We start from the raw sequence: 26028 nt of genomic DNA, 5'->3' as shown, positions 1-26028 counted from the left end.
ACTACATTGAGTACGTGGACAAGAAGCTCACCAAGAAGGTCGTGCGCGCCGGGGTCGTCACCACCGGTACGGCGCTGCTGCTGTTGATGTCGTCCCCCGCCTTCGCCGTGGCGCACGACGACGGTGACGACCCGGGTTCGGGTCTGAGCGTGCTCCAGACCCTCGGCCTGTTCGTGGCCATTCCGCTGGTGCTGTTCGGGGTCATCGCCGGGCTGGTCATCGTGACGGACAAGTCCCGCAAGCAGCAGCAAGAGCACTGATCGCGCGGTAGGACGACCGAGGCCGGGCGGCCCGGCCGTCCCCGTACGCGTCCCCGCCCCACGCCCGTGCAACCCCCGCCCGCGCCAGGCGCGTCCGGGGGTTCAGTGCTGCCCGGAGCCGTCGGCCCGGCCGGCTGACGATCCCGGTCCACCCTGCGTACCCTGCGTGCCCGGCCCACCCTGCGTGCCCGACGGGCGGGCCTCGGTCGAGGCCAGCAACTGCCGCAGCAGGTCGGCCAGCAGCTCCGCCTGGCTGTCGTCCATGCCGTCGAGCGCGGCCTGTTGCACCTCCACCCCGGCGGCGACCGCCTCGTCGATCACCCCGACCCCGCGCGCGGTGAGCGAGACCCGCAGACCTCTGCGGTCGTCCGGGTCGGGCGAGCGCTCCAGCAGTCCGGCCCTCTCCAGCTTGTCCAGCCGACCGGTCATCCCGCCGGTGGTCAGCATCAGCGTCGCGGAGAGCTGCCGGGGCGAGAGGGTGTACGGCTCGCCCGAGCGCCGCAGGGTGGAGAGCACGTCGAACTCGCCGCGGCCGATGCCGAACCGGCGGTACTCCTTCTCCATCCGGTCGCCCATCAGCCGCGACAGCCGGTAGATCCGGCCGAACACGGCCATCGCGCGCGTGTCCAGTTCCGGGCGCTCACGGTTCCACTGGCCGGTGATCGCGTCGACGGCGTCGGTTTCCATGCTCCGAGTATCGGCGCGGGGTCGGTCGAAGGCAAGAAAGTAGCTTGCAGGTAAGTTACTTCTGCAAAAGTCGCTTGCCTGTGAGTCGCTTACTGCTAAGCTACTTAGCAACGACTTAGTCTTGCGGGGGTTCCGATGCAGCGCAGCAGCACACGTTCGGCGGCCCGGACCGGCCAGGAGGCCCGGCGCCGGCCGGGGATTCCCGGCGAGCGGGCCATGCTCACCGCGATGGGGGTCGACGCGGTCGGCTCGGGCATGTACGTGCCGTTCAGCCTGGTCTTCTTCCACCACATCACCGGGCTGTCGTTCACCGTGGTCGGTGCGGTGCTCACCGCGGTCGGGCTGGCCGGGATGGCCGCGCTGCCGCTGGCCGGCACGGCCGTCGACCGCTACGGCGCGCGCCGCGTGCAGCTCCTCCTCTACGGGGTGCGCGGCATCGGCTTCGCGCTCTACCCGTTCGCGACGACGCTGCCGGCCTTCGCCGCCGTCGCCCTCTTCACCGCCTTCGGCGACCGCGCGTTCCCCGCGGTGCAGCAGGCGTGGATCGGCGAGGTCGCCTCCGGCACCGACCGGGACCGGCTCCAGGCGGCGTCCCGCGCGCTGCGCAACGGCGGGCTCGGCGCGGGCGCCCTGCTCGCCTCCCTGGCCATCTCGGTCGCCGGCGGCAACGGGTTCACGGTCGCGGCCTGGCTCAACGCGGCGAGCTTCGCGGTGGCCGCCCTCCTCGTGCGGGGCGTGCGGAGTGCGCGGGGCGGGCGGGGCGTGGACGGGCGGGGCGTGGACGGCGCGGCGCCGGTGCCTGCGGCAGCAGGCCGCCGACCGCTCCGGCCGCTCCCCCGCCGTCCCCTCCGGCCGCTCCTTCCGCTCCTTCCGCTCGGGCGCGGTCGCGCGGGTCAGGGTTCGGCGGCGGGCTACCGGGTGGTGCTGCGCGACCGGGCCTTCCTCGGCCTGACCGGCGCCAACTTCCTCACCGCGCTGGGGTATTCCGCGCTGCCGGTGATGTTCCCGCTGTTCATCGTCGGCCGGCTGGGGCTGCCGCAGGCGCTGACCGGGGCCGCGTTCACGCTGAACACGGTGCTGTGCGCGGTCGGCGGGGTGGCGGTGGCCGGGGTGGTACGGCGCCGCGGCGGCCGGCGGACCCGGGCGGCGGCGCTCGGGGCGACCCTGTTCGCGACCGCGTTCGCCGGGCTCGCGCTGCTCGGCACGGTCCGGCCGCACTCCGGATGGGTGCTGCCCGCCGGGCTGTTCGCGCTGGTGGTGCTCTACACGACCGCCGAGACGGTGCACAACCCGGCGTCCGGCTCGCTCGCCGTGGCAGCCGCACCCGGTGAGCTGCGCGGCCGCTACATGGCCACGTACCAGCTCTCCTGGTCGCTGGCGAGCACGCTCGCTCCCTCGCTCTTCACCGCGCTGAACGCCGCCGACGCGCGGCTGCCCTGGCTGCTGCTGACCGGGACCGCGCTGTCGGCCGCGGCGCTGCTGGTCCGTCTTGAGAACCGGCTCCCCGTGGACGCCGTACGGTTCACGGCGCCGGCCGCGGTGATGACGTCCCTCCCGGCGGTGACCACCGCCGATCCGGCCCCCGCGCCGGCCGCCGCGCCAGCCACCGCGCCGGCCGCGGGCACCGGCCTGTGCGCCGCCGTACGCACCGCGCCCGGGGACTCCCGCCGGGCCGTTGCCGCCGGCACGGCATCCCGGACCATCTGACCGGCCCGCTGCTCGCGGCAGGGTCCACACACGCGGTCCCGCGCCTCTGGAGGGGGCGCGGGACCGTTTCGACGGCTCACCTGCCGGTCACGTGTGGGGGCGGTTGCCCTTCTCCTGCTTGGGGAAGCTCTGGTCGGCGCCCGGGAGCGTCGGCTTGGGGAGGGTGGCGACCTCCTGCTCGGCCTCGGCCAGCTGCTCGGCGGTGTTGTCGGGCAGCCGCGGCGGCTTCCGCGTCGTGTCGGAGAAGCGGAACGCCGAGGTGAGGTCGCCGAAGGTGCGGCGGCGCCACTGCGAGATGTTGGGCTCCTCGACCCCGGTGAAGCGCTCCAGGAACCGCAGCGACGAGGTGTGGTCGAACGCCTCGCTCGCCACCCAGCCGCCGACCGTCCACGGCGAGATGATGATCGACGGCACCCGGAAGCCCGCGCCGATCGGCAGCCCGTTGATGAACTCGTCCGGCGTGCCGGCCTTCGGGGTGGGCGGCACCACGTGGTCGAAGAGGCCGTCGTTCTCGTCGTAGTTGAGGATGAACGCGGTCTTCGCCCACACCTTCGGGTTGGACGCGATCGCCTCGATCTTGGAGGCGACGAAGTCCGCGCCGGCGGCCGGCAGGTAGTCCGGGTGCTCGGACTGGTAGCTGGTGGGCAGAATCCACGACACGGCCGGCAGCCGGTCGTTGCGGGCGTCGTCCTCGAAGGTGCCCTCGGGCTGGAAGACCATCGCCCGGTCGTGCAGCGGCTCGCCCGGCTTGGCGTCCTGGAACTGCTGGAACTCCGACAGCATGTTGGTGCCGTAGTTGTCGGTCTCCTGGTAGACCCGCCAGTCCACGCCGGCCGCCTGCAGCCGCTCCGCGTAGGTGGTCCAGCGGTACGGGCTCGGCGCCACGTTGCTGATGATCGGGCCGCCCTTGGTGCCGCCCGGGTCGACCGTGCCGGTCATCCAGTACAGCCGGTTCGGCCAGGTCGGGCCCATCATCGAGCAGTAGTAGTTGTCGCAGATGGTGAACGTCTCGGCCAGCGCGAACTGGAACGGGATGTCCTCGCGCGTGTAGTAGCCCATCACGTAGGGGCCGTTGGCGCCGTCGGCCGCGCGGTGCGCCGGCAGCCACTGGTCCATCGCGCCGCCGTTCCACGCCTGGTGCTGCACCGCGTAGGCGTGGCTGGTGGAGGGGATCGCCTGGGCGCTGGTGCTCTTGGTGTCCAGGTGGAAGGGGAGCGTGTAGCCGTCGGGGTTCTCGGCGTCCGGCTGGTAGAAGACCGAGCGGCCGGTGGACAGCCGCTTGGCGTGCGGGTCGTTGAAGCCGCGCACGCCGGACAGGGTGCCGAAGTAGTGGTCGAACGACCGGTTCTCCTGCATCAGCATGACCACGTGCTCGATGTCGCGCAGCGAGCCGCTGCGCGGCGGGCCGGCGGCGACCGCCTTCTGCACGCTCGGCGGAAGCAGCGCCAGCGCGGCCGCGCCGCCCACCACTCCAGCCGTCGATCCGAGGAGTCTGCGTCGCGTCAACTCGGCCATGAACGTCCCTCCTTGAGCCGTCGGTGCGGCCCCCTTTGCCGAGGCCCCAGGGCACTCTGAACGGAGGGAGGCATGGGCCGATGGGGGCCGCCGGTGAACAAGTGGCCAACGTGCAGGAAGCAGTTGGCCACACCTTTACCTCTGTTACCGCTACGCCACTCCCGCCGCGGCGCGTTGTTCACCTGAGCGCCGCACGACCCTCCGAACGCGCCTGCCACGCATGGCCGATGACGCTCCCTCAGCCCACGGCAGACGCAACGGTGCCCCGGCCGAAAACGACCGGGGCACCGTCGTCGAACCATGCGCCTGCCAGGCGCGAGGCGGTGCTACGAAGCGGCCGCCCGGCTCGCGGCCTCGTCGGCGGCCTGCGCCTTCAGGGCCCGCTCGACGCCGGAGCGGGACTCCACCACCAGCCGGCGCAGCGCCGGCACCGGCTCGGCCGAGGCCAGCCACGCGTCGGTCGCGTCCAGCGTCGACTGCGAGATCTGGAGGGACGGGTACAGGCCGACCACGACCTGCTGCGCCATCTCGTAGCTGCGCGAGTCCCACACGCCCTTCACCGAGGCGAAGTACCGCTCGACGTAAGGGGCGAGCAGCTCGCGCTGGTCGCTCTGCACGAAACCGCCGATGACGGCCTCCTGCACCGCGTTGGGCAGCTTGTCCTCGTCGACGACCGACGCCCACACCTCGGCCTTGTTCTCCGCGCCGGGGCGGGCGGCCCGGGCCGCGGCGGCGTGCTGCTCGCCGGCCGAGGTGGGGTCGCGGACCAGCTCGGCGTCGATCGCCTCCTCGCCGGCCCGGCCGGTCGCGGCCAGCCGGGTCAGCAGCGCCCAGCGCAGGTCGGTGTCCACCGCCAGGCCGTCGATGCTGTCGCTGCCGTCGAGCAGGCCCTGGAGGACGTCGAGCTGCTCGGGGGTGTGGGCGGTGGCGGCGAAGGCACGGGCCCAGGCGAGCTGGTGGTCGCTGCCGGGGGCGGCGGCCCGCAGGTGGTCGAGGGACGCCTGCGTCCAGCGGGCCACACCGGTCTCCCGCCACTGCGGCGCCACGTACGAGTCGAGGGCCAGCTTGACCTGGCGGTGCAGGGTCTGCACCACACCGATGCCGCTCTCCTTGCCGATGCCGTGCAGCACCAGCTCCAGGTAGTCGCGGGCGGCCAGTTCGCCGTCCCGCGTCATGTCCCACGCGGCGGCCCAGACCAGTGCGCGCGGCAGCGACTCGGTGAAGTCGCCGAGGTGGTCGCGGACCACGGCGAGGGACTGCTCGTCGAGCCGGATCTTGGCGTACGACAGGTCGTCGTCGTTGAGCAGGAAGACATCGGGGCGGGGGGTGCCGGCCAGCTCGGGCACCTCGGTGAGAGCGCCGTCGACGTCCAGCTCGACCCGGCGGGTGCGGACGAGGGCGCCGTCCTTCAGGTCGTACGCACCGATGGCGATGCGGTGCGGGCGCAGCACCGGCACGCCCTTGGCGCCGATCGGCAGCTCGGGCGCCTCCTGGCGGACCGCGAAGGAGGTGACGGTGCCGTCGGCGCCGATCTCGATCTCCGGCCGCAGCACGTTGATGCCGGCGGTCTCCAGCCATGCCTTCGACCAGGACTTCAGGTCGCGGCCGGAGGTCTCCTCCAGCGCGCCGAGCAGGTCCGACAGCCGGGTGTTGCCCCACGCGTGGCGCTTGAAGTACTGCTGCACGCCCGCGAAGAACTCGTCCATGCCGACGTAGGCGACGAGCTGCTTGAGGACGGAGGCACCCTTGGCGTAGGTGATGCCGTCGAAGTTGACCAGGACGTCTTCCAGGTCGTTGATCTCCGCCATGATCGGGTGGGTGGAGGGGAGCTGGTCCTGGCGGTACGCCCAGGTCTTCATGCTGTTGGCGAAGGTGGTCCAGGAGTGCGGCCACTTCGAGCCGGGGGCGTGCGCCTGGCAGGCGATGGAGGTGTAGGTGGCGAACGACTCGTTGAGCCAGAGGTCGTTCCACCACTCCATGGTGACCAGGTCGCCGAACCACATGTGGGCCAGCTCGTGCAGGATCGTCTCGGCCCGCAGTTCGTAGGCCGAGTCGGTGACCTTGGAGCGGAAGACGTACTGGTCGCGGATGGTGACCGCGGCCGCGTTCTCCATCGCGCCGGCGTTGAACTCCGGGACGAAGAGCTGGTCGTACTTGGCGAACGGGTAGGGGTGGGCGAACTTGTCGTGGAACCAGTCGAAGCCCTGCCGGGTGACGGCGAAGATCTCCTCGGCGTCCAGGTGCTCGACGAGCGACGGGCGGCAGTAGACGCCCAGCGGCACGCTGCGGCCGCCCTCGCCCTCCCAGGTGCTGTGCACCGCCGCGTACGGACCGACGATCAGCGCCGTGATGTACGACGAGATGCGGGGGGTGGGCTCGAAGACCCACACGCCGTCGGCGGGCGGCTCGGGCGTCGGAGAGTTCGACACGACGGTCCAGCCGGCGGGCGCCTTGACGGTGAAGGCGAAGCTGGCCTTGAGGTCGGGCTGCTCGAAGCTGGCGAAGACCCGCCGGGCGTCCGGCACCTCGAACTGCGTGTACAGATAGGCCTGCTTGTCGACCGGGTCGACGAAACGGTGCAGACCCTCACCGCTGTTGGTGTACGCGCAGTCGGCGACGACCCGCAGCTCGCTGGGACCGGCCGGCAGCGCGTCGAGCGCGATCCGGGAGTCGGCGAACACCTGGGCCGGGTCGAGCGAGGTGCCGTTGAGCACCACTTCGTGGACGGCGGGGGCGACCAGGTCGATGAAGCTCGACCCGGGCTCGCTCGCCGCGAAGCGCACGGTGGTGACCGAGCGGAAGGTTCCTCCGTCCTGGGCGCCGCGCAGGTCCAGCTCGATGTCGTACGCGTCCACGGTGAGCAGGCGCGCACGCTCCTGCGCCTCCACACGCGTGAGGTTCGTACCAGCCACGACGGCCCTCTCCTTCGCTACCGAACTTGTCGAACGGATCGATCCGGATATCGCTCACCCGGGTCCCGCTCACCGGATCTCCCCCGATGGCACGACCATCCTCGCACGTCCGGGCGTTCACCCGCGGAGCCCCTGTGGATAACTCACGGGCGGCTCCTCGGCGGCCTTCCGGCCACGTTGCCGGGGCCGGGCGACGGGCCGGCCCGGCCTCCCGAAAGGCCCGCACGGCCCACCTGTTGGCGGTGGGGCCGCGTGTGCCGCACGGCGTGCGGCCGTACCCGTGGCGCAGGCGTACCCGTGGTGCAGGCGTGGCGGATGCCGCCGTCGCGTTCCGTCTGTCGCGATCATGCGGCCCGCGTGTCACGGGGTTGTCGCGGTCATGGCCGCGGGCAACCGGCCCGGGTGCCGCGGAACTCCATGAACGCAGAAGGGTCCGCACCATGTGGGCCGGCATCGATCTACGGAGTGGCAATGCGCAGCAGCAAGAGGCTCTCGGTCATCGCTCTGGTCGCCGTGGCCGCCGGACTGTCCCTGACGGCTTGCGGCCCCGACGACTCCAGCGCCTCCGGACCGACGTCGTCCGACACCGCCGGGGCGACCTCGTCCAGCGACGCCGGCCAGACGTTGGCGCCCAGCTCCGCGCCCGGCGCGTCCGACGCGACGTCGGCGCCCAGCACCACGGGCGGCCAGGACGGCTCCTCCGGCAGCGGCTCCAGCGGTACGTCCGGCAGCGGCTCCGGCAGCTCCGGCGGTTCCAGCAGCACGGGCGGCGGCTCCGGCTCCTCGAGCTCCGGTTCCGGCTCGGCTTCCAGCGGCACGTGCAAGACCTCCGACCTCGCCATCTCGGCGACGCGCGGCCCCGCGGGAGAGGGACTGGAGCTGGTCGACTTCACGAACATCGGCCAGGAGTCCTGCACGATGCACGGCTTCGCGGGCGTCTCCCTGCGGGGGAGCTCGGGCCAGTCCGTCGACGTCCCCCGCCGTGACCCCGGCACCACGCCCACCGTCAAGCTGGCCCCCGGCCAGGGGAACGGTTTCTCCCTCTACTACGCGCTCAACGGCAGCAGCGACAAGAGCAGCGGCTACACGTACACCACCATGATCATCACACCGCCCAACGAGACCCACTCCAAGTCCCTGAAGGTGGCCATCGACGTGCCCGTCTCCGACCCGGACCAGAGCTACGTCAACAAGAACCTGGAGATCTACGCGGTCGGCACGACCCGGTAGCGAACGTTGGCCTCCCGGCCGCCCAGGCACGACGGTGTCCCCGATCCCGCATACGCGCGGGGTCGGGGACATCGTTTCGAAAATAGCTGAGCCCGGATCTCAGGCTGATATGCCGTCGATCCGGGCCAGGGCGTCATCCGCGCCGAAGGGTTGCAGGTATGGCAGCCACCTCGGGTCCCGATGACCGGTCCCGATGATCCGCCAGGCCAGCCCCGACGGTGGGGCCGGTTGATGGCGCAGCCGCCATCCCAGCTCGGCGACATGGCGATCGGCCTTGACGTGGTTGCAGCGTCTGCACGCCGCCACCACGTTGTCCCAGGCGTGCTGGCCGCCACGGCTGCGCGGGATGACGTGGTCGACGCTGGTGGCGGCGGCCCCGCAGTACGCGCACTTGCCCCCGTCGCGGGCGAACAGCGCCCGGCGGGTCAGCGGCACGGTGCCCCGGAAGGGGACGCGGACGAATTTGGTGAGTTTCACGACACTCGGCGCGGGCAGCGCCTGGGTCTCGCTGTGCAGGTAGGCGCCGGATTCCTCCAGGCACACGGCCTTGTTGTTGAGCACGAGGATGAGTGCGCGGCGAAGCGGTACGACGCCGAGCGGCTCGTACGACGCGTTCAGGACCAGGACATGCGGCACGGATGCCTCCTTTGGCGCCGGCGGCGCGTGGCTCGCGCCGGGACGATCTGGCCTCAGTCTCTCCGGAATGCGGTGCACCGCGCCACCATGCCCGGGTAACGGACCGAAGGTGTTTTGGACCACACTTCTGCTCCTCCCATCTCACTTCCCCTGGTGTGGCAACGCCGCCTCACCCTCCATACATCCCCCGATCAGAGCCCTTCCGCCCTTCCAACGTGCAACGGAACGACATCGTTCACATGTTTTTCGCGCCGTTAGATTGGACCCTTCGCACTTCGACGGAGGTCTCGTACGTGTCCAGCCCGACGCCGCAGCCCCAGAACACGCTGCCTTTCACGGACGTCCCCCGTTCGGCGGCACAGGCCAGCAGCTGGGTCGACGACAACTGGGCGAACTGGCTCAGCTCGGGACTGCGCATCCTGCTGATCGTCGCGATCGCGGTCGTACTCCGTTCGGTGGTACGCAAGACGATCAGCCGACTGATCGAGCGGATGAACCGGGGTGCCGAGGTCGCCGCGAACACCGCGCTCGGCGGGCTGCTGGTCAACGCGGAGCGGCGCCGGCAGCGCAGCGAGGCGATCGGGTCGGTGCTGCGCAGCGTGGCCTCGTTCCTGATCCTGGGCACCGCGGCGCTGACCGTGCTGTCCGTGCTGAAGATCAACCTGGCGCCGCTGCTGGCCAGCGCGGGTGTGGCCGGGGTCGCGATCGGCTTCGGCGCCCGCAACCTGGTGACGGACTTCCTCTCCGGGGTCTTCATGATCCTGGAGGACCAGTACGGCGTCGGCGACGTCATCGACGCGGGCGTGGCGTCCGGCACGGTGGTGGAGGTGGGCCTGCGGGTCACCAAGCTGCGCGGCGAAGGCGGCGAGATCTGGTACGTCCGCAACGGCGAGGTGAAGCGGATCGGGAACCTCAGCCAGGGCTGGGCCACCGCCGTGGTCGATGTCCAGGTCGGCGCGGGCGAGGACCTGGAGCGGGCCCGCGCGGTGATCGCGGCGACCGCCGACGACATGGCCAAGGAGTCCCCGTGGGACGAGCGGCTGTGGGAGCCGGTGAAGGTGCTCGGCCTGGAGTCGGTCGGCACGGACTCCGTGGTGGTGCAGGCCCAGGCCCGCACGATGCCCGGGCAGGCCGCGAACGTCTCCCGCGAGCTGCGCTGGCGAATCAAACACGCGTTCGCCCGCGAGGGTATCGTGATCACCGGCGGCCCCGCCGTCCCCGTGCCGGCCCAGTCCGGCAGCGTGGAGGACGGTCTCCCGGCCGCGGCAGGCGCCGCGGAGGCGGGCGACACCCAGGGAGGGAACGAATGAGCACCGATGCCGTGGCCAGGAGCGCGGGCGAGAACGGGACGGCTGCCGGAACGGCTGAGAGAGCGGCTGACGGCACGGTGACCGGGACGGCCACCGACCGGACCGCCGCGGATTCCGCCGCCGGTCAGACGCGGCGCCCTGCGGATTCCGCCGCCGATCACGCGCCCCGCCCCGCGGATTCCGCCGCCGGCTGGTCGCTGCGCCCCGCGACACCGGCCGACGTCGAGACGGTGGCCGAGCTGAAGGTCGCGGTCATGCGCGCGGACCTGGAGCGGCTCGGGCGGTACGACGACCACCGGGCGCGGCAGCGGGTGCGGGACGGCTTCTCGCAGAAGCACACCTCGCTCATCACGGTGGGCTCCGACGTCGCCGGGTCCGTCACCTTCCGCCCCGCCGACGACGGCTCCCGCGTCCTGGAGCACTTCTACCTCGCCCACCGCCACCAGGGCCGCGGGCTGGGCACCGCCGTACTCCGCTCGCTCCTCGCCCGGGCCGACGAGGAGGGCGTCACCACCCGCCTGATCGTCCTCCAGGGCAGCGGCGCGCGCCGCCTCTACGAGCGCCACGGCTTCACCGTCGAGTCCGAGGACCCGATCGACGTGTTCATGATCCGCCCGCCCGCGCTCAGCGGGGCGGGGCTCCCTTCGAAGGGATGAGGCCCGAGGTGATGGTCATCGGGTCGGCGGTGAAAACCGTCAGGTAGAGGTGCTGGTGCGGGGGGAAGCCGCGGTAGCCGCCGGGGGGCGTGAGGCGGTAGGTGGTGGAGGCGTGCGGGGGCAGGGTGCGGGCGCCGGACCGGATCGCCCACCAGCCGGAGGAGCCCTGGCCGCTGCGGGACGCGAAGTGCGGGGTCAGGGTGGCGGACCCCTTGTTGGTCACCCGGACGGTCACGGAGGTGAGCCCGTGGTGCGCGCGGGCCGGCTGCGTGGTGATGGTCATCGACAGCGGCGGCGGGCTCGCGACGGCCACCGCCACGCACAGCACCGACGGGACCAGCAGCCCGGCCACCACCGCCGCCTTGGCGCGGCGGCCGCGCAGCCGCTCCGGCAGCCGCGGCTGCCAGGCGTGGGCCAGCGCGGAGGCGGGCACGGTCGCGAGGGTCGCCAGCCACAGCGGCGTGAGCATCAGGAAGTAGCCGTCCTGCGAGCGGGTGGCGAAGTAGAACGACGCCCACGGCAGCACCGTGACCGCGAGCCCGAGCCGCCGCACGAACAGGCAGGTGGCGGCGAGCAGGCCGAGCAGGAGCAGCACGCTGGCGTAGGAGTAGAAGCTCAGCCGGCTGCTGCCGTCGGTGAAGTAGTACGAGATGTCCACGACGCCCTGCCCGTGCAGGATCGCGTTCTGCGTCAGCGGCAGCATGATGCCGTGCAGCCAGCCCACCGGGTCCTGCGCGGCGAAGTACGCGTTCAGGATGCCCCAGGACACCAGGGCGGTGCCCGTGTAGCGGGCTGTCAGCGCCAGCGCCTCGCGCCTGCCGAGTTCGCCGCGCCGCACCGCGTAGAGCGCGACGAGCAGGAACGGCGTGAGGAACCAGGCGAGTTGCTGGGAGGCGCAGGCCGCGCCGAGGCAGACCGCGCGCACCACCCCGGCGCGTCCGAGCCGGCCGCCGGCGCCGGTCTCCGGCCAGCGGACCACGACCGGGACCAGCAGGGCGAAGGCGAGCATGGCCGGGTAGCCCTCGCGGGCGTACTGCGGCAGCAGGTCGAAGCCGAGGCACACGGCGGTGGCCGCGGACCGCCACGGCGCGGGCAGCATCAGCCACAGCACGACGGCGCCCGCCATCAGGGCGCCGGTGCTCACCATCGTGGCCGCGGCGGTGCTGTGCACCACCAGGTGCACGGGCGCGGTGAGCAGCGCGGTCAGCGGCGGGTAGCCGTACGTGTAGTCGGCGCCGCCGCTCATGGTCTTGGTGAGCGCGATGCCGCTGTGCTCGAACAGCCATGGCCACGGCTGGTCGTAGATGGGCCGGCCGTGCGCGATGGCGTGGGCGGCCTGGGCGGTCAGCACCCCCTCGTCGGCGCCCGCGTGGTGGAGCGCGTAGCGGCAGACGACCAGGACGAGGGCGATCACGAGGACGCCCGCGTCGACTCTCGCCAGCGCGCGGCGGGTCCGCACGGCGCAGGCGGCGACGCCGGCGACGAGAATCCCGGCGTAGCAGACCGAGATGAGGGCGGCGAGCGACGGGTACCTGCCCATCGCCTCGGTCCAGGTGCCGCGGGTCCCGATGAACAGGCTGATCGTGCCGATCAGCGTCATCCCGCGGTGCCACTGGGCGGGGGTGGCCGCGGACCCAGGCGCCGAACCGCCCGGTTCCGCCTGTTCCGCCCCCTCCCGCGCCCCCTCGTGCCGGGCCGGCGCCGCGGTGCCGTCCACCGATGCCGATGGTCGTTGCGCCACTGCCCCGCCGCCCGGATACGAGCCTGCATCCATACCGACCGTTTCCTCCCCCGGCCCCGACGCCCGCCGGTGGTCCGGCGGCACGGCGCGGGCACGCGCGACTACTTGTGTGGAGGGGAGCCGAGGCTCCGGCGTTGCGCCGATCCGGTGTGGATTTCCCCCGACAAGGACGACCGCGCGACCTCCGCCCGGGTTGTCCTCACAGGGCGTTACGAGTGCGTGAACTCTCGCCGACGCCCTTGCTACGTAAGGGATTTCGCCGCTCCCGGGCCCTTCGCACCGGGGTGCGCCGCGCGGTCTGCGCGCGGCGGTCGGTGGCCCGCCGCCCGCCGACCGATGAGTTCGCGCCGTCCCGATCGTCAACCCGGGTGAACCGCCGACGCGCAGGAGCCGGCCGGTCGGTTCCTGAGTCCGTCGGCGGGTCCGTAAGCCGGTCCGCCGGCCGGTCCGTCAGCCAGTCCGTCAGCCAGGAGGAATCGTGCGTGAGTTGCGAGTGGACATGTTCAGCACCGTGGACGGATACGGCAGGGGCGGGCCGCAGCCCGCGCCGTACTGGGGCTACGGCGCCCCGGGCCTGTACGGGTGGATCGACGCGCAGCTCGCCGAGGACCATGTGATGCTCATGGGCGCCACGACGTACCGCGAGATGGCCGAGATCGTCGCGCAGCACGACGATCCGACCTTCCCGCGCATGGCCGAGCTGCCCAAGATCGTCTTCTCGAAGACCCTCAACCCGCCGCTGACCTGGGCGAACACCACGGTGGTCGATGAGCCGGTGGAAACCTCCGTGCCCCGGCTGAAGGCCCTGCCGGACGGGCTTCCGATGCGGACCATCGGCAGCCCGTCGCTCGTCCGCAGCCTCTTCCGGCTCGGTCTGGTGGACCGGGTGCGCATCATGCTCTTCCCGACGATCCACGGCACCGCCGGCGAGGGCCCGGTCTTCGCGGACCTGCCCGACATGCGGCTGAGCCTGCTCGGCACCGCGGTGCTCGACGACCGTGTCGTCCTGCTCGACTACAGCGTCGGGGAGGACTGACCGCCCGCCCCGGCCGCCGCGCCCACCCCGTGGTCGGGCGCGACGTACGCCGAGGTCGTAGGAGCGCCGTCAGTCGAACTGGCCGGCCACGTAGTCACCGGCCGGCTGCCGCACGATGACGTTCAGCCGGTTGAAGGCGTTGATGACGGCGATGGTCGTCACCAGGGCGACCAGTTGCTCCTCGTCGTAGTGCTTCGCGGCGTTCGCCCACGCCTCGTCCGTGACACCGCCGCCCGCGTCCGCGATCCGCGTGCCCTGCTCCGCCAGCTCCAGCGCGGCGCGCTCGGCGTCGGTGAAGACCGTGGCCTCCCGCCAGGCGGCGACCATGTTGAGGCGTACGGAGCTCTCCCCCGCGTGGAGGGCGTCCTTCGTGTGCATGTCGAGGCAACCCCCGCAGCCGTTGATCTGGCTGGCGCGGATCTTCACCAGCTCCAGCGTCGCGGACGGCATGGCGGAGTCGTCCACCGCCTTCCCCGCCTTGATGAGGTGGCCGAGCGCCTTGACCCCGACCGGGTTGTTCATGACCTTCAACCGAGCATCCATCGTGTTCCCTGCCTCTGCCGTACTGTCGCACTGTTCTGCGTTGACGCCCCTCTGACGAGACAGCCCGCCGGAATGTGACAACGCCCCCGGCGGCCCTGGTCAGCGGCGGTGGGAAGCGGGAGAAGGACGACGGACGAGGAGCGAGGAATGGACGGCAGCGTGCCCCTCGCGGTCCGCTACTCCCGGGAGCCGTACGAGACGCACGCGCGGCCGCGCCACGCGGACCCGCGCCGGCTGACGCGTGTCGTCCGGGCGCTTCCGGCGATGAGCACGGGGTACGACCCGCTGCGCAAGGACCTGCTCCACGCGCTGGCGTGCTTCGTCGAGTTGCCCGCGGCCGTTCAGGCGGGGCTCCCCCGCTTTCTGGCCCGACTGGGTTGGCCGGAGGCGGAGATCGGGGAGGCGGTGGCCGCGCTGCGGCGGGTGCGGAGCGATCCGCGGACCCCCGAGGAGTGGGTCGTCCACGACGTCTACGTCATCGAGACCGGCCAGGGGCGCTGCCTGACCCCGATGGGCGCGCACCTGCAAGCTCACCCGGGCGAAGTCCCGCCGCAGCCGGCGCCCGCGCCACCGGGTGCGGCCCGACTCGCCGTGCTGGAGCGGCTGCTGGACCGGATCACGGCGGACCGGCGGGATCACCCGGTACGGGTGGCCGTCGACGGGGCGACCGCCTCCGGCAAGACGACCCTCGCCACCGAACTCGCCGAGCGGCTCATCGCACGCGACCGTCCCGCCGTCCGCGCGTCGGCCGACCTGTTCAAGGTGCCGCCGGAGCTGCGGCGCCCGGCCGTCGAGCGGCCGGACCTCCAGCGGGAGTGGCCCATCCGGCGCGTCTACGACACCGGGGCCCTGCGCGGACAACTGCTCGCCCCGCTCGGTCCCAGCGGTGACCGCCGCTACCGCACCGCCACGTACGACGGCTGGACCAGGCGCTCCCTGCTCGACCGCCCGCTCCTCACCGCGCCCGACTCCGCCGTCCTGCTGGTGGACGGCGCGTTCCTGAGGGAACCGGAGTTGGAAGACCTCTGGGACTTCTGGGTCCATGTCGAGGTCGACACGGAGGTCGCCGTCGAGCGCTTCGTCGTACGCGACGCCCTGTGGACGGCGGACCCCGAGCCCGGCGCCATGCGCGAGCGGTACCGCGCGAGGTACCAGCCCGACGAGACCGCGTACGCCCGCCAGGTGCGCCCCCTCGAACGGGCGGACGCGGTGGTCAGGAACACCGACCCGGCCCACCCGGACCTGGTCCTGCGCTGAGCTGCCGCGCGCGAGCTTCCCGGCTTGGGCCGCTTCGCCACGGCCGCTCGACGAAGGTCAAGTCCACTGTTCCCCAGGGCCGTTCGGCACCGCGCCCGCGTCACCTCGGGGGGCCGCCATCGTCATCGTCACCGGAACCAGCGTGCGGGCGGTCGCGGCGAGCACCGCCCGGTCGGAGTCAGGGAGCCCCTGGCGGTCCCGCTGGGCCCGGTACAGCAGCGCCAGCGCACGGGGGGTGTTCAGGTCGCCGCTCATCGCCGCGTCGAACCGCGCGAGAACGCGTCTGCCGTCCGGGGACAGCAGCGCCACGGCATCGGCACGGGACCGGATCTCGGGGAGTGGTTCGAGACGCTCCGTGAGACGCGCCCACCGACGGCGGACGGTCGGTGCGTCCCGGAAGGCGATGCCGCGGCGCAGATCCGTGCGGTCGACCTTCCGTGGACGGCGGTAGTGCCCGGAAAGGAGGAGGCCCAGTGCGACATCGGGTAGCGACACGCCGAGGTCCGCGAGCTCGTCGAGGGTCGGCAGACGCCGCTCGCGGTGCCAGTCCGCGGACAGGTACATGCTGAACCTGCTGATCCACACCACGTCGACCACCATGTGGCAGAGCGTTCCCGTCACGTCGGCGGGCGGCGATGCGGCTACGTGGACGCACACGCGCCCGGCTGCGGACGCAGGACAGCCGTCGCCCAGAGGCGGCAGACCCCGAACGACTTCGTACCCCTTCCAGACCAGCAGCCGGCGCAACGCCTCGGCCGTCAGGGCGGCTCGTGCGTCCCCTATGGTCGGCGAGGGTGGGGCGGGCGTCGGCGACAGCAGGACCGGCCCCTCAGCCGGGGGTGGGAGCGGAAGCCTCCGCCGGCTCCCCGCGTCGTAGAGGAACACCGGCTCCCCGTGACCCATCACCGGCTCGCGTCGGAAGCGAGGAGACCCGGGATCTCAGCCGGTTCGGTGGCCGGCGGATCTCGCGGACGCTCGGGGCCGACGACGGGGTGGTTCACCTCTCCCATCGTAGGGCTCCGACAGGCCGCTCGGGTCAGAGGCTGATCGCCGCTATGCCGGCGAGGACGATCGCGGCGCCTATGACGCGGCGTGCGAGGTGGGCTTCGTGGAAGAGCCGCCAGGCGAGGAGCGATCCGATGACGATGGAGGACTCGCGCAGGGGCGCGACGAGTGCGACGGGTGCGGTCCGCATGGCGGTGAGGACGAGGACGTAGGCGAGGGGGGAGAAGACCGCGATGGTGACGATCGGCGCCGCGTTGACCCGGAGGGCGGTCGGGATCTGGTCGCGCCGGCGGAGCGCGCGTGGCGCCAGGATCAGGCCCTGGAGCAGGAACGTGCCGGCGAGGTAGGTCACCGGGGCCAGGTGCAGGGAAGTGACCGAGTGGCTGTCCCAGAGGGTGTAGGCGGCGATCGTGGCACCGGTCGCGGCGCCCCAGAGCACGCCGTGAAACGCCTGGCGTCCACCGCCGCGGAACGGGTTGCCGGCGACGACGACTATGCCGACGACGACAACGACGGCGCCGAGCGTCGCGATCGCGCTGAGCCGTTCTCCGAGGAGCAGGATCGCGGACAGCATCGTCACGACAGGCCCGGTCCCGCGCGCGACGGGGTAGACCACGCCGAGTTCGAAGCGGTCGTAACCGGTCTGCAGGGTCAGGGAGTACACCACGTGCATCACGGCTGAGACGGTCGAGCCGACCACAAGCTGCCAACTGAGCGGCTGCGTACCGGTGATCACGGGGACGACGCCGGGCGGGACGCACACCAGCGCCGCCGCGCAGGTGTAGGCCCAGACGAACAGGACGGTGTCGCCCCGCTTGTACTTCGACGCCGTGTTCCAGATCGCGTGCGCGACCGCGGCGACCAGGACGATGGCGATCGTGCCGCCCCGCATCAGGTGATGTCGGGGAGGTCGATGCCGGCGCGCTCGGCTCGGCGGCTGTGCTCCGGGTCCCGGATGGCGAGGGCGGCCACCAGCGCGTCGACGACCACGAGGTCCGCGAGCCTGCTTCCCGCGGCGGCCATCTGCGTCGGCAGCGGCGCGCCGCCGACGACGAGGGCGATGTCGGCGAGGACCGCGAGCGGCGTGTCGTACTGGTTGGTGATCGCGATCAGCGTCGCGCCGGCGGAGGAGGCGGCATCGGCGACGCTGAGGGTCGACGAGGTGCGTCCGGTCGAACTGACGGCGATGACCACGTCGTCGGGGCGGAGGAGCCGCATCGCGATCATCGCCGACTCGTGGTCCGGGATGGCGACAGCCCTCGCGCCGAGTGCGCGGAGGCGGAACACGGCGTCCGCGGCGACCGCGGCGGAGGTACCCGCGCCGATGACGACCACCTGGCCCGCTCCTTGCACCGCGCCGACCGCTTCGTCGAGAGCCGCGAGGTCCAGGGCGCCGCCGAGCGCGGTCAGCGCGTCATGGCCGGTTCGTATGGACGTCTCGAGCACCGCGGCTGTCGAGGCGTTCTCGGTGAGCGCTTCCGAGGGCGCGAAGAACTCGGTGGTCCCGCGGGCGCGGGCGATCTCCAGCTTGAGCTCGGTGAAGCCGTCGAACCCGATCGCTCGCGCGGCGCGGACCACGCTCGGGGCGGATACGCCCGCACGGGCGGCGACTTGAGCGGTGGTGCTCGTGCCGACGAACAGCGGATCGGAGAGCAGGAGCTTCACCACCTTCGCCTCGCTCGCGGCGAGATCACCGCTGCGCGCCTGCACGATCCCGAGCCAGCGCGTGAGCGGGTCGTCGCCACGTCGCGAAACGCGATTACCTGTTCCGTCGTCCATGCGTAACAGAGTAACCTGGCGGCCATGGCTCAGATCGACTCCTCGGCGAAGAAGACAACTCCCTTGCCCCCGACCGTCGCAGTGGTGGGTCCGGGGGCGATCGGCACCACCGTCGCGGCGGCGCTCCATGAGGCCGGCCGCACCCCGATGCTCTGCGGCCGCACGGCTCGCGAGCGCCTGGAACTGCGCGTGGGACCGGGCCCGGAACCGCGCCCGGAACCGTGCGTGGAACCCCGGGACGCCGACGGTCTCGTCGTCGTCCCGGGGCCGGTGCGGATCGATCCGGCGCAGACCGAGGAGCCGGTCGACCTTGTCTTCCTCGCCGTCAAATCGACGCAAGTGGACGCGGCGGCACCGTGGTTGGCGGCGCTGTGCGACACGGACACCGTGGTCTGCGTCCTGCAGAACGGCGTCGAGCAGGAAGCGGCCGTCGCGCCCCACGTCCCCGGCTGCCCCGTGCTGCCCTCGGTCGTGTGGTTCCCGGCCCAGGTGCAGCCCGGCGGTTCGGTGTGGCTGCGCGGCGAGGCCCGCCTGACCGTGCCGGACACGCCTGCCGGCCGCGTGGTGCTCGACGCGCTGCGCGGCACCCGGTGCTCGGTCGACGTGGCGGAGGACTTCACGTCCGTGGCGTGGCGGAAGCTGCTGCAGAACGCGGCCGCCGGGTTGATGGTCCTCACCGGCCGCCGGTGCGGCATGTTCGCCCGCGACGACATCTCCCGGTTGTCCCTGGACTACCTGCGGGAGTGCCTCGCGGTCGCCCGGGCCGAGGGCGCGGTCCTGGGTGACGAGGTGCCGCAGGAGATCGTCGACGGATTCCGGGCCTACCCGGCCGACATGGGCACCTCCATCCTCGCCGACCGCGCGGCGGGCCGGCCGCTCGAATGGGACATCCGCAACGGTGTCGTACGGCGGCGCGGCCGGGCCCACGGCATCCCGACGCCCATCAGCGATCTGGTGGTGCCGCTCCTCGCGGCCGCCGGCGACGGACCCGGCTGACCCGTCGGGCGAACGGGAGCCGGACCAGGGGGCGTTGGGCGTCGGGCCTTGGGCGTCGGGCCTTGGAGCCTAGGACCGACCGCGGTGGGCGAGGACCCCCGGACCAGGACCGGCGGCGGTAGACCGGGGCCCCCGGACCAGGACCGACGACCGATCGCGGCCGTGATCGCCGGACGGGTACTTTCCTGGTGGTGGATCGGTCCGCTACGGGACCGGCTCCGGTACGGGATCGGCCGAGTGCCGGATCGGCCGGACTCCGCCCAACCGCACAACCCGCACAACCCGCACACCCGGCACACCCGGCACACCCCCGCACACCCCGACCAGGGAGACCCCCATGCGCGTCATCGCTTTTGACCATCTGGTGCTCAATGTCGAGGACGTCGACCGCGCCCTCGCCTTCTACTGCGGGCCGCTGGGCCTGGAGCCGGTGCGCGTGGACGAATGGCGTGCGGGCAAGGCCCCGTTCCCTTCGGTCCGGGTGAGCCCGACCACCATCATCGACCTGGTGGCGAACCCCCGGGGCGAGTCCAACGTGGACCACCTCTGCCTGGTCGTCGAGCCCCTGGACTGGCACGAGGTCGTGGAATCGGGCGTGTTCACCGTCGTGGACGGCCCGGGCAAGCGGTTCGGCGCCCGAGGAGACGCCCAGTCCCTCTACGTCCTCGACCCCGACGGCAACACGATCGAGCTGCGCTGGTACCCCGAGGACGCCGCCTGAACGGCGGCCGGGCGCACGGGATCTGACCCACGGGGGCGGCGTGCCCGCGGGGATACTGGACGGGTGAACCCCGTTGGCCCTGTTGACCCCGTTGCCCCCGTTGACGCCGCCGGGCCCGTAGACCCCGTGATCCGCTTCCGGTTCGGGTTGACGCCGTTGGCGGAGGTCGAGCCGTGGGGCGCCGGGCGCGAACTGCACTGGTTCGGGCTGACCGACGGGTGGTACGGCATCGACGTCGGCGGCCACGAACTGCTGCGGTACTCCGCGCGAACCGTTCGGGAACTGCGCGGCGAGCGTGACGGCCGCGGCGCACCGCACCCGTACGTGGAGTACTACGTCGCCCGCCTGTGGGAGGACGTGCTCGCGCTCGTGTCGGGGGCGATGGAGCCGGTGCCGCCGGACCTCGTGGGCAGCGCGGCCGAGGTCGCCCAGGAGTGGCCGCACCTCGACACCGTGGAAACCCCCGAGGCCGACGCCGCGTTGACCTGGCACGGCGCGGGCTACCTCTACACCGGCTATCTGCGCATCGCCCCGGCCGTCCGCCTCTGGCGCACCGTCGTCGGCGACGACGACACCGTGACCGTCGCCTGGCGCCACGAACCCGACCCCGAGGGCGTCATCGAGTTCACCGGCCCGCGGACCGGCCGGGTGACCGTACCGACCAGTGCCTTCGTCGCGGCCGTGGCCGAACTCGACCGTGCGCTGCTCGCCGCGATGGACCAACGCATCGCCGAACTGGCGGAGTTCGGCGCCGCGTCCGATGTCCGGCTGGACGTCGAGCAGTTGCGCCGCGACCACCACGAGCGTGCCCGCCGGCTCCCCCGTGCCCTGGCCCACGCCCCCCGTACGGACTGGGACGCCGTACGCACCGGCCTCCGCGCTCTCCTCGGCCGAACTCCCTGACCTCGTCGCCTTCCGCGTATGCCTTGCGGAACCCGGGTGGTCACGGGGCGGCCGACGTCGGGTCGGGCGCCGCCGTAACGGCTTTGCGGCCTTGGGCAGTTGTGGTGGCGGTGAGGGTGCGGCGGGTGGACCAGGTCAGGGCGGCTGTCGCGGTCAGGGCGAGGAGGGGGACGCTGAAGCCGGCGCGGGTGCCGGCCGGGCCGTCGACGAGCCGGCCGACCGCGGCGGCGGAGACGGCGATGCCCCCCGCGCACGCGGAGTTCGTCCAAGTGAAGGACTGGGTCAGGACCGACCGGTCCACGACCGACTCGACGAGCGTCGAGCAGACGATGATGCACGGCGCGACGCCGACGCCGGGCAGCAGGAGCGCGCAGCCCAACCACAAAGGGGTGTCGGCCAGCAGCGGCAGCAGCGACGCACCGGCCAGAAAGCTGAGGATCAGGGGCAGTTGGGCCGCGGGCGGGGTGTGCGGGCGGTGCCGCCCGTAGGCGAGTCCGGCCAACAGGCTTGCCGCGCTCATCAGTCCGTACAGGAACCCGGCCGAGGAGGCCGCGTGGTGGGCGTCGGCGAAGGCGCTCACCGAGACCTGCGTCGAGCCGAAGAAGACGCCCAGGGCGAGGTTGACCGCCAGCAGGGTGGCGAAGTTCCGGGTCCACAGCGTCCTCGGGCGCGCCGTGCTGGGCGTACGGGCCGGGGCGGGCGGGCCTCCCGGCGCCGGGGTCGTACGGCGCTGCGCCGCGAACGCCAGCCCGCCGCCGACGACGAGCGTCCCCGCCAGCACCGTGCCCGCGGCCGGGTGCAGCCGGGTCGCCGACAGCACCGCGAGGGCGGGGCCGAGGAGGAACGCGGCGTCGCTGCTGATCGTTTCTAGCGCGAAGGCCGCGGGGAGTTCCGGCCTGCCGTGCAGCAGCGCCGACCAGCGGGCCGCCGAGAGCGCGCCGACCTGCGGGATGGTCGCGCCGGCGGCGAGGCCGGCCGCCATCAGCGACGCCGTGGGCGCCCCCGCCAAGGCCAGCGTGACCAGGGCGGCGAGCGCGACGGCGTGCGCGCACAGGAGGGGGACGAGGACGCGCGGCTGCCCGAGCCGGTCCATGAGGCGGGCCGTCTGCGGGCCCACCAGGGTCTCCGCCACGGCGTACGCGCCGGTGACCAGGCCGGCCACCCCGAACGACCCGGTCTCGCCGTGGATCAGCCAGACGATGCCGAGGCCGGCCATGGCCACGCCGACCCGGGCGGGGGCGGCGGCCAGGAAGAAGGCCGACGCGCCGGGGGTCCGCAGGGCGGAACGGTAGGAGGCTGCTCCCGTCCGAGCCGCCACGGGGGTACGGGACCTCCGCGCGGTACGGCGGAGTCCGGGCGCGGCACGCCCCAACTCCCTTGCGGTGGAGCGGGATTCGGGTGCGATACGACGGAACAAGTGCCGTGGTGTCACGGCGAACCTTCCGCTGCGCGGTGGGGCGGTCCGGGGGGCGGCGCCCGTTCGCGGGCACCGCCCTCCCACCACCAGGAGTCGTCCATGGTGACGCGGGCGGGGCGGCATCGAAGTCCGCGGCCGCCTCCGCGTCGGCTCCATCGCCGGCAGAAACGTCGAGAAGTGAGATCGGGAAGCAAGACCCGCGGTCGGCGTCCGGTTCAGGGCCGACGTGCGGATCGAGCAGGAGTCGACACTAGCGGTGCCGCCGGGCGGAGAGAAGCGGAGGGGAAGCCCGTTCTCTCCTCGCTCGTACCGGCGCCGTCCGCGGCGGCGCGGGCCACCGCGGCGGAGTCCCCCCTCCCCGCACTCGTTCCGCTCCCTCAACGATCACTTCGCGAAGACAGGTGGACACTTTCCGTCAGCACTTGGCACACTGGGCCCCACCCGTCACACGGCTCCGACGCGTGACGGCACTTGCCACATACGGCCCGGGGGGGGACGCATGGGAAAACCGCAGGGTGACGGCGACGACTTCAGCGGCATAGACCGACCGTCGACGGCAACAACTCCGCGCAGGCGGCCGTCAACGACTGGCGGTCGAAAGCGAACCCCTTCGGACTCCTGACCACCGAACTCGGTGAACTCGGCGAACTCGACGCCCACTTCGCCTGGGCACGCGACCAGATACCGATGCTGACGCGACGGCACAGCCCGGCCACCGCCAGGAGGACGGACTCGTATGACAGCAAACGGGACGAGGGCGACTTCGACGGTCTGGAGGAGGCCAACCATGAGGCACCGGACGGCAGGCGCCGCGCTCGGCGGGCTGCTGCTGACCCTGGTGACCGCGTGCGGCGGCAGTGCACCGAGCGCCACCAGTCTCGCGGACAAGCAACGGCGGCCGGTGGCGAAGGAGTACTGGAAGATCTACCGGGCCGTTCACGACGTGACGAACGGCTGGGATGTCACCGACGGCACCTTCGAGTACTGCGCGGGCAAGCGGCCCCGACTGGACTACAGGATCGTCTATTTCGCGGCCGGCCTGTCCGGCAAGGAATCGGAGGCTCAGATCGACGCCACCCTCGTGGCCCGGCTCAAGACGGTCGGCTGGGACCTCGCCCCCGCAGGCAGCAAGCGTTTCTCGGCGACGCGTGGGGACCTCACGGTGCGAACGTACGAATTGCCCGAGAGTCCCGAGACCGGCAAACGGGTGGTCACCGTCAATGTGCAGAGCGGCTGCGTCGACTACGGGAAGAACGTCGCCCGCGTCCTCAAGGTGGTGGACGAATATCCCAACGCGGACGCCGCCTGCTCCCCCGTCCCCACCGGGCTGGCCACGCGGACGCCCTGACGGGGAGGGGGAGTTGGGGGAGGTGAAGGGTCAGGTGGTGGTGAGGAGCTGGAGGGTGTCGATCACGCGGTTGGAGAAGCCCCACTCGTTGTCGTACCAGGCGACGACCTTGATGTGGCGGCCGTCGACGCGGGTGAGGGCGGAGTCGAAGATGGCGGAGGCGGGGTTGCCGGTGATGTCGGAGGAGACGAGGGCGTCCTCGGAGTACTCGAGGACGCCGGCGAGCGGACCCTGCGCCGCGGTGCGGTAGGCGGCCAGGACGTCCTCGCGGGTGACATCGCGGGAGACGGTCGTGTTGAGCTCGACGATCGAGCCGACCGGGACCGGCACGCGGATCGAGTCGCCCGAGAGCTTGCCGTCGAGGTCGGGGAGGACCAGGCCGATCGCCTTGGCGGCGCCGGTGGTGGTGGGCACGATGTTGACGCCGGCGGCGCGGGCCCGGCGGGGGTCGCGGTGCGGGCCGTCCTGGAGGTTCTGCTCCTGCGTGTAGGCGTGCACCGTCGTCATGAAGCCGTGCTCGATGCCGGCGAGGTCGTGCAGGACGGCGGCGAGCGGCGCGAGCGCGTTGGTGGTGCAGGAGGCGTTCGAGACGATCGTGTGCAGGGCCGGGTCGTACGCGTCGGTGTTGACCCCGTAGGCGAGGGTCACGTCGGCACCGTCGGACGGCGCGCTGACCAGGACCTTCCGGGCGCCCGCGTCGAGGTGGGCGCGCGCGGCCTTCGCGGAGGTGAACCGGCCGGTCGACTCCAGCACGATGTCGACACCGAGGTCGGCCCACGGCAGCTGCGCCGGCTCGCGCTCGGCCAGCACCTTGATGCGGCGGCCGTCCACGACGAGGACGTCGCCGTCGACGCTCACCGGACGGCCGAGCCGGCCGGAGGTCGAGTCGAAAGCGATCAGGCGGGCGAGGGCGGCCGGCTCGGTGAGGTCGTTGACGGCCACGACCTCCAGGTCGGTGTCCCGTTCGAGCAGCGCGCGCAGCACGTTGCGCCCGATGCGGCCGAATCCGTTGATGGCGATGCGGGTCATGAGTGGTGTCCCCAGTTCCTGAAGTCTCTTCGCGTTCCCCACCCAGGTTCGCGTGCGGCGGCGGCGTACGGCGTAGGCCCGAGCGCCACGGTTCGCAAGGATCGCGCCACGCGCACGCCACAAGCGTCCCGCACCCGCACCGCCCCCGGTCACGCACGCGCCACAGGCGTCCCCGCACCCAGTCACACCCGCGCCGCACCCGGCCACCCCCGCGCCGCCCCCGCCCCGGACCCCGCTACTCGCCGCGCGTGAACGTACGCCGGTACTCGCTCGGCGTCGTCCCCAGCGTGCGCTGGAAGTGCATCCGCAGGTTCGCCCCCGTGCCCAGGCCCACGTCCGCCGCGATCTGCTCGACGCTCCGCTCGGACCGTTCCAGCAGCTCGCGCGCCACGTCCACCCGGGCCCGCATCACCCACTGCATCGGCGTGTACCCGGTGTCCTCGATGAAGCGGCGCGAGAACGTACGGGGCGACACCGCCGCGTGCCGGGCCAGCACGTCGAGGGTGAGCGGCTCGCCGAGCCGGCGCAGCGCCCACTCGCGGGTGGCGGCGAACCGCTCCCCCAGCGGCTCGGGCACGCTGCGCGGCACGTACTGCGCCTGGCCGCCGCTGCGGTACGGGGCCGCGACCAGGCGCCTGGCCGCGTGGTTCGACGCGGCCACCCCCAGCTCGCGGCGCAGCACGTGCAGGCACAGGTCGATCCCCGAGGCGGCGCCGGCCGACGTCAGCACGCTGCCCTCGTCCACGAACAGGACGTTCTCGTCGACCCGGACCCGCGGATGCTTCGCCGCGAGCGCGCGGGTGTAGTGCCAGTGCGTGGTGGCCCGCTTCCCGTCGAGCAGACCGGTGGCGGCGAGCGCGAACGCGCCGGTCGAGATCGCGGCGAGCCGCGCGCCCCGCTCGTGGGCCGCGATCAGCGCGTCGACGACGGCCCGCGGCGGGTCCTCCCGGTCCGGGAACCGGTAGCCGGGGATGAAGACGATCTCGGCCCAGCCGAGCGCGTCCAGGCCGTCGGCCACGTGGTACGACAGCCCGTCGCCCCCCGCGACCAGCCCGGGCGCGGCACCGCACACCCGTACCTCGTACGGCATGCTCGCGCGGGTCGAGAAGACCTGCGCGGGAATCCCGACGTCGAGCGGCTTGGCCCCTTCGAGCACGAGGACGGCGACGCGATGCAGGTGGGAGGCGGGCACGGGCACCAGGGTAAGCGGCGGTGCCGGGGCGACGGCCGACCGCGCGCGCCGCGCCGGACCGGGCCGAGCCGGACGAGGCCGAGCCGCGTCGAGCCAGGTCGCCCCCGGCCGAACCCGGCCGAACCGCACGCGCCGCACCACCCGGAGC

Annotated in this window: 22 protein-coding genes and 1 pseudogene; 11 read left to right on the top strand and 12 right to left on the bottom strand. The window is 72.6% G+C overall.

Annotated features, from left to right (window positions below; genetic code table 11):
* Positions 1-14 precede the first annotated feature (14 nt).
* A complete protein-coding gene (locus OG896_RS26675; RefSeq protein ID WP_328464203.1) occupies positions 15-260 on the top strand; it encodes a hypothetical protein in 246 nt (81 codons plus the stop codon).
* A gap of 201 nt (positions 261-461) precedes the next feature.
* On the opposite strand, the pseudogene OG896_RS26670 reads toward OG896_RS26675, so the two are convergent.
* Positions 462-947, bottom strand: a pseudogene (locus OG896_RS26670) (MarR family winged helix-turn-helix transcriptional regulator); the annotation flags it as partial.
* Positions 948-1082: 135 nt separating this feature from the next.
* Here OG896_RS26670 and OG896_RS26665 point away from each other — a divergent pair.
* Positions 1083-2654 carry an MFS transporter gene (locus tag OG896_RS26665; RefSeq protein ID WP_329369375.1) on the top strand — a complete coding sequence of 524 codons (1572 nt, stop codon included), beginning with the start codon at positions 1083-1085 and terminating at the stop codon, positions 2652-2654.
* 87 nt (positions 2655-2741) lie between these two features.
* On the opposite strand, the gene OG896_RS26660 is transcribed toward OG896_RS26665, so the two are convergent.
* Positions 2742-4169: an alkaline phosphatase family protein gene (locus tag OG896_RS26660; protein ID WP_329369373.1), complete on the bottom strand. Its 1428-nt coding sequence runs from the start codon at positions 4167-4169 to the stop codon at positions 2742-2744.
* A 326-nt stretch (positions 4170-4495) separates the two neighbouring features.
* Positions 4496-7081: an aminopeptidase N gene (gene pepN / locus OG896_RS26655; protein ID WP_329369371.1), complete on the bottom strand. Its 2586-nt coding sequence runs from the start codon at positions 7079-7081 to the stop codon at positions 4496-4498.
* Positions 7082-7552: 471 nt separating this feature from the next.
* On the opposite strand from pepN, the gene OG896_RS26650 reads away from it, so the two are divergent.
* Positions 7553-8311, top strand: a complete 759-nt coding sequence (locus OG896_RS26650) for a DUF4232 domain-containing protein (protein WP_329369369.1) — start codon at positions 7553-7555, stop codon at positions 8309-8311.
* 99 nt (positions 8312-8410) lie between these two features.
* Here OG896_RS26650 and OG896_RS26645 read toward each other — a convergent pair whose 3' ends face one another.
* On the bottom strand, positions 8411-8947 hold the full coding sequence (locus OG896_RS26645; RefSeq protein WP_103889250.1) for an HNH endonuclease: 537 nt from the start codon (positions 8945-8947) through the stop codon (positions 8411-8413).
* A 239-nt stretch (positions 8948-9186) separates the two neighbouring features.
* Here OG896_RS26645 and OG896_RS26640 point away from each other — a divergent pair, with 239 nt between their 5' ends.
* Entirely contained in the window at positions 9187-10257 is a 1071-nt protein-coding gene (locus OG896_RS26640) for a mechanosensitive ion channel family protein (protein ID WP_443057272.1), read from the top strand.
* Positions 10254-10913, top strand: a complete 660-nt coding sequence (locus tag OG896_RS26635) for a GNAT family N-acetyltransferase (protein ID WP_329369363.1) — start codon at positions 10254-10256, stop codon at positions 10911-10913. Before OG896_RS26640 ends, OG896_RS26635 begins: the two co-directional genes overlap by 4 nt.
* On the opposite strand, the gene OG896_RS26630 is transcribed toward OG896_RS26635, so the two are convergent.
* Positions 10882-12630 (bottom strand): hypothetical protein, encoded by a 1749-nt coding sequence (locus OG896_RS26630; protein WP_329369362.1) that lies wholly within the window; start codon positions 12628-12630, stop codon positions 10882-10884. The genes OG896_RS26635 and OG896_RS26630 overlap by 32 nt on opposite strands.
* A 502-nt stretch (positions 12631-13132) precedes the next feature.
* Between OG896_RS26630 and OG896_RS26625 the strand changes: the two genes are divergently transcribed.
* Entirely contained in the window at positions 13133-13690 is a 558-nt protein-coding gene (locus tag OG896_RS26625; RefSeq protein ID WP_329369360.1) for a dihydrofolate reductase family protein, read from the top strand.
* Positions 13691-13759: 69 nt separating this feature from the next.
* On the opposite strand, the gene OG896_RS26620 is transcribed toward OG896_RS26625, so the two are convergent.
* Positions 13760-14233, bottom strand: coding sequence for a carboxymuconolactone decarboxylase family protein (locus OG896_RS26620; protein WP_329369358.1), 474 nt, complete (start codon positions 14231-14233; stop codon positions 13760-13762).
* Between the two features lie 147 nt (positions 14234-14380).
* Here OG896_RS26620 and OG896_RS26615 point away from each other — a divergent pair, with 147 nt between their 5' ends.
* Positions 14381-15490 (top strand): hypothetical protein, encoded by a 1110-nt coding sequence (locus tag OG896_RS26615; protein WP_329369357.1) that lies wholly within the window; start codon positions 14381-14383, stop codon positions 15488-15490.
* Positions 15491-15547: 57 nt separating this feature from the next.
* On the opposite strand, the gene OG896_RS26610 is transcribed toward OG896_RS26615, so the two are convergent.
* The 3 genes from OG896_RS26610 to OG896_RS26600 all read right to left on the bottom strand — a co-directional run bounded on the left by OG896_RS26610 (position 15548) and on the right by OG896_RS26600 (position 18274).
* Positions 15548-16090 carry a DALR domain-containing protein gene (locus OG896_RS26610; RefSeq protein WP_329369355.1) on the bottom strand — a complete coding sequence of 181 codons (543 nt, stop codon included), beginning with the start codon at positions 16088-16090 and terminating at the stop codon, positions 15548-15550.
* A gap of 436 nt (positions 16091-16526) precedes the next feature.
* Entirely contained in the window at positions 16527-17387 is an 861-nt protein-coding gene (locus OG896_RS26605) for a DMT family transporter (protein WP_329369353.1), read from the bottom strand.
* Positions 17387-18274, bottom strand: coding sequence for a MurR/RpiR family transcriptional regulator (locus OG896_RS26600; protein ID WP_329369351.1), 888 nt, complete (start codon positions 18272-18274; stop codon positions 17387-17389). The genes OG896_RS26605 and OG896_RS26600 overlap by 1 nt, the downstream gene beginning before the upstream one ends.
* Positions 18275-18298: 24 nt before the next feature.
* Between OG896_RS26600 and OG896_RS26595 the strand changes: the two genes are divergently transcribed.
* The 3 genes from OG896_RS26595 to OG896_RS26585 all read left to right on the top strand — a co-directional run bounded on the left by OG896_RS26595 (position 18299) and on the right by OG896_RS26585 (position 20894).
* Positions 18299-19270: an oxidoreductase gene (locus tag OG896_RS26595; RefSeq protein ID WP_329369350.1), complete on the top strand. Its 972-nt coding sequence runs from the start codon at positions 18299-18301 to the stop codon at positions 19268-19270.
* 337 nt (positions 19271-19607) lie between these two features.
* Positions 19608-19991: a VOC family protein gene (locus tag OG896_RS26590; RefSeq protein ID WP_329369347.1), complete on the top strand. Its 384-nt coding sequence runs from the start codon at positions 19608-19610 to the stop codon at positions 19989-19991.
* Between the two features lie 126 nt (positions 19992-20117).
* Positions 20118-20894 (top strand): DUF5984 family protein, encoded by a 777-nt coding sequence (locus OG896_RS26585; protein WP_329369345.1) that lies wholly within the window; start codon positions 20118-20120, stop codon positions 20892-20894.
* A 40-nt stretch (positions 20895-20934) separates the two neighbouring features.
* Here the strand turns inward: OG896_RS26585 and OG896_RS26580 are convergent, their stop codons facing one another.
* Complete coding sequence (locus OG896_RS26580; RefSeq protein WP_329369343.1) at positions 20935-22212, bottom strand: MFS transporter; 1278 nt, start codon at positions 22210-22212, stop codon at positions 20935-20937.
* Between the two features lie 886 nt (positions 22213-23098).
* Between OG896_RS26580 and OG896_RS26575 the strand changes: the two genes are divergently transcribed.
* A complete protein-coding gene (locus tag OG896_RS26575; RefSeq protein ID WP_329369342.1) occupies positions 23099-23659 on the top strand; it encodes a hypothetical protein in 561 nt (186 codons plus the stop codon).
* A gap of 30 nt (positions 23660-23689) precedes the next feature.
* Here OG896_RS26575 and gap read toward each other — a convergent pair whose 3' ends face one another.
* A complete protein-coding gene (gap, locus tag OG896_RS26570; protein WP_329369339.1) occupies positions 23690-24688 on the bottom strand; it encodes a type I glyceraldehyde-3-phosphate dehydrogenase in 999 nt (332 codons plus the stop codon).
* A gap of 235 nt (positions 24689-24923) precedes the next feature.
* Positions 24924-25880, bottom strand: a complete 957-nt coding sequence (locus OG896_RS26565) for a GlxA family transcriptional regulator (protein WP_328464251.1) — start codon at positions 25878-25880, stop codon at positions 24924-24926.
* Positions 25881-26028 lie beyond the last annotated feature (148 nt).

Origin of the sequence: Streptomyces sp. NBC_00669 (genome assembly GCF_036226785.1) — a bacterium.
Lineage (GTDB): Bacteria > Actinomycetota > Actinomycetes > Streptomycetales > Streptomycetaceae > Actinacidiphila.
The sequence above is the reverse complement of the archived record's forward strand: the minus strand, read 5'-3'. Positions and strand labels throughout refer to the sequence as shown.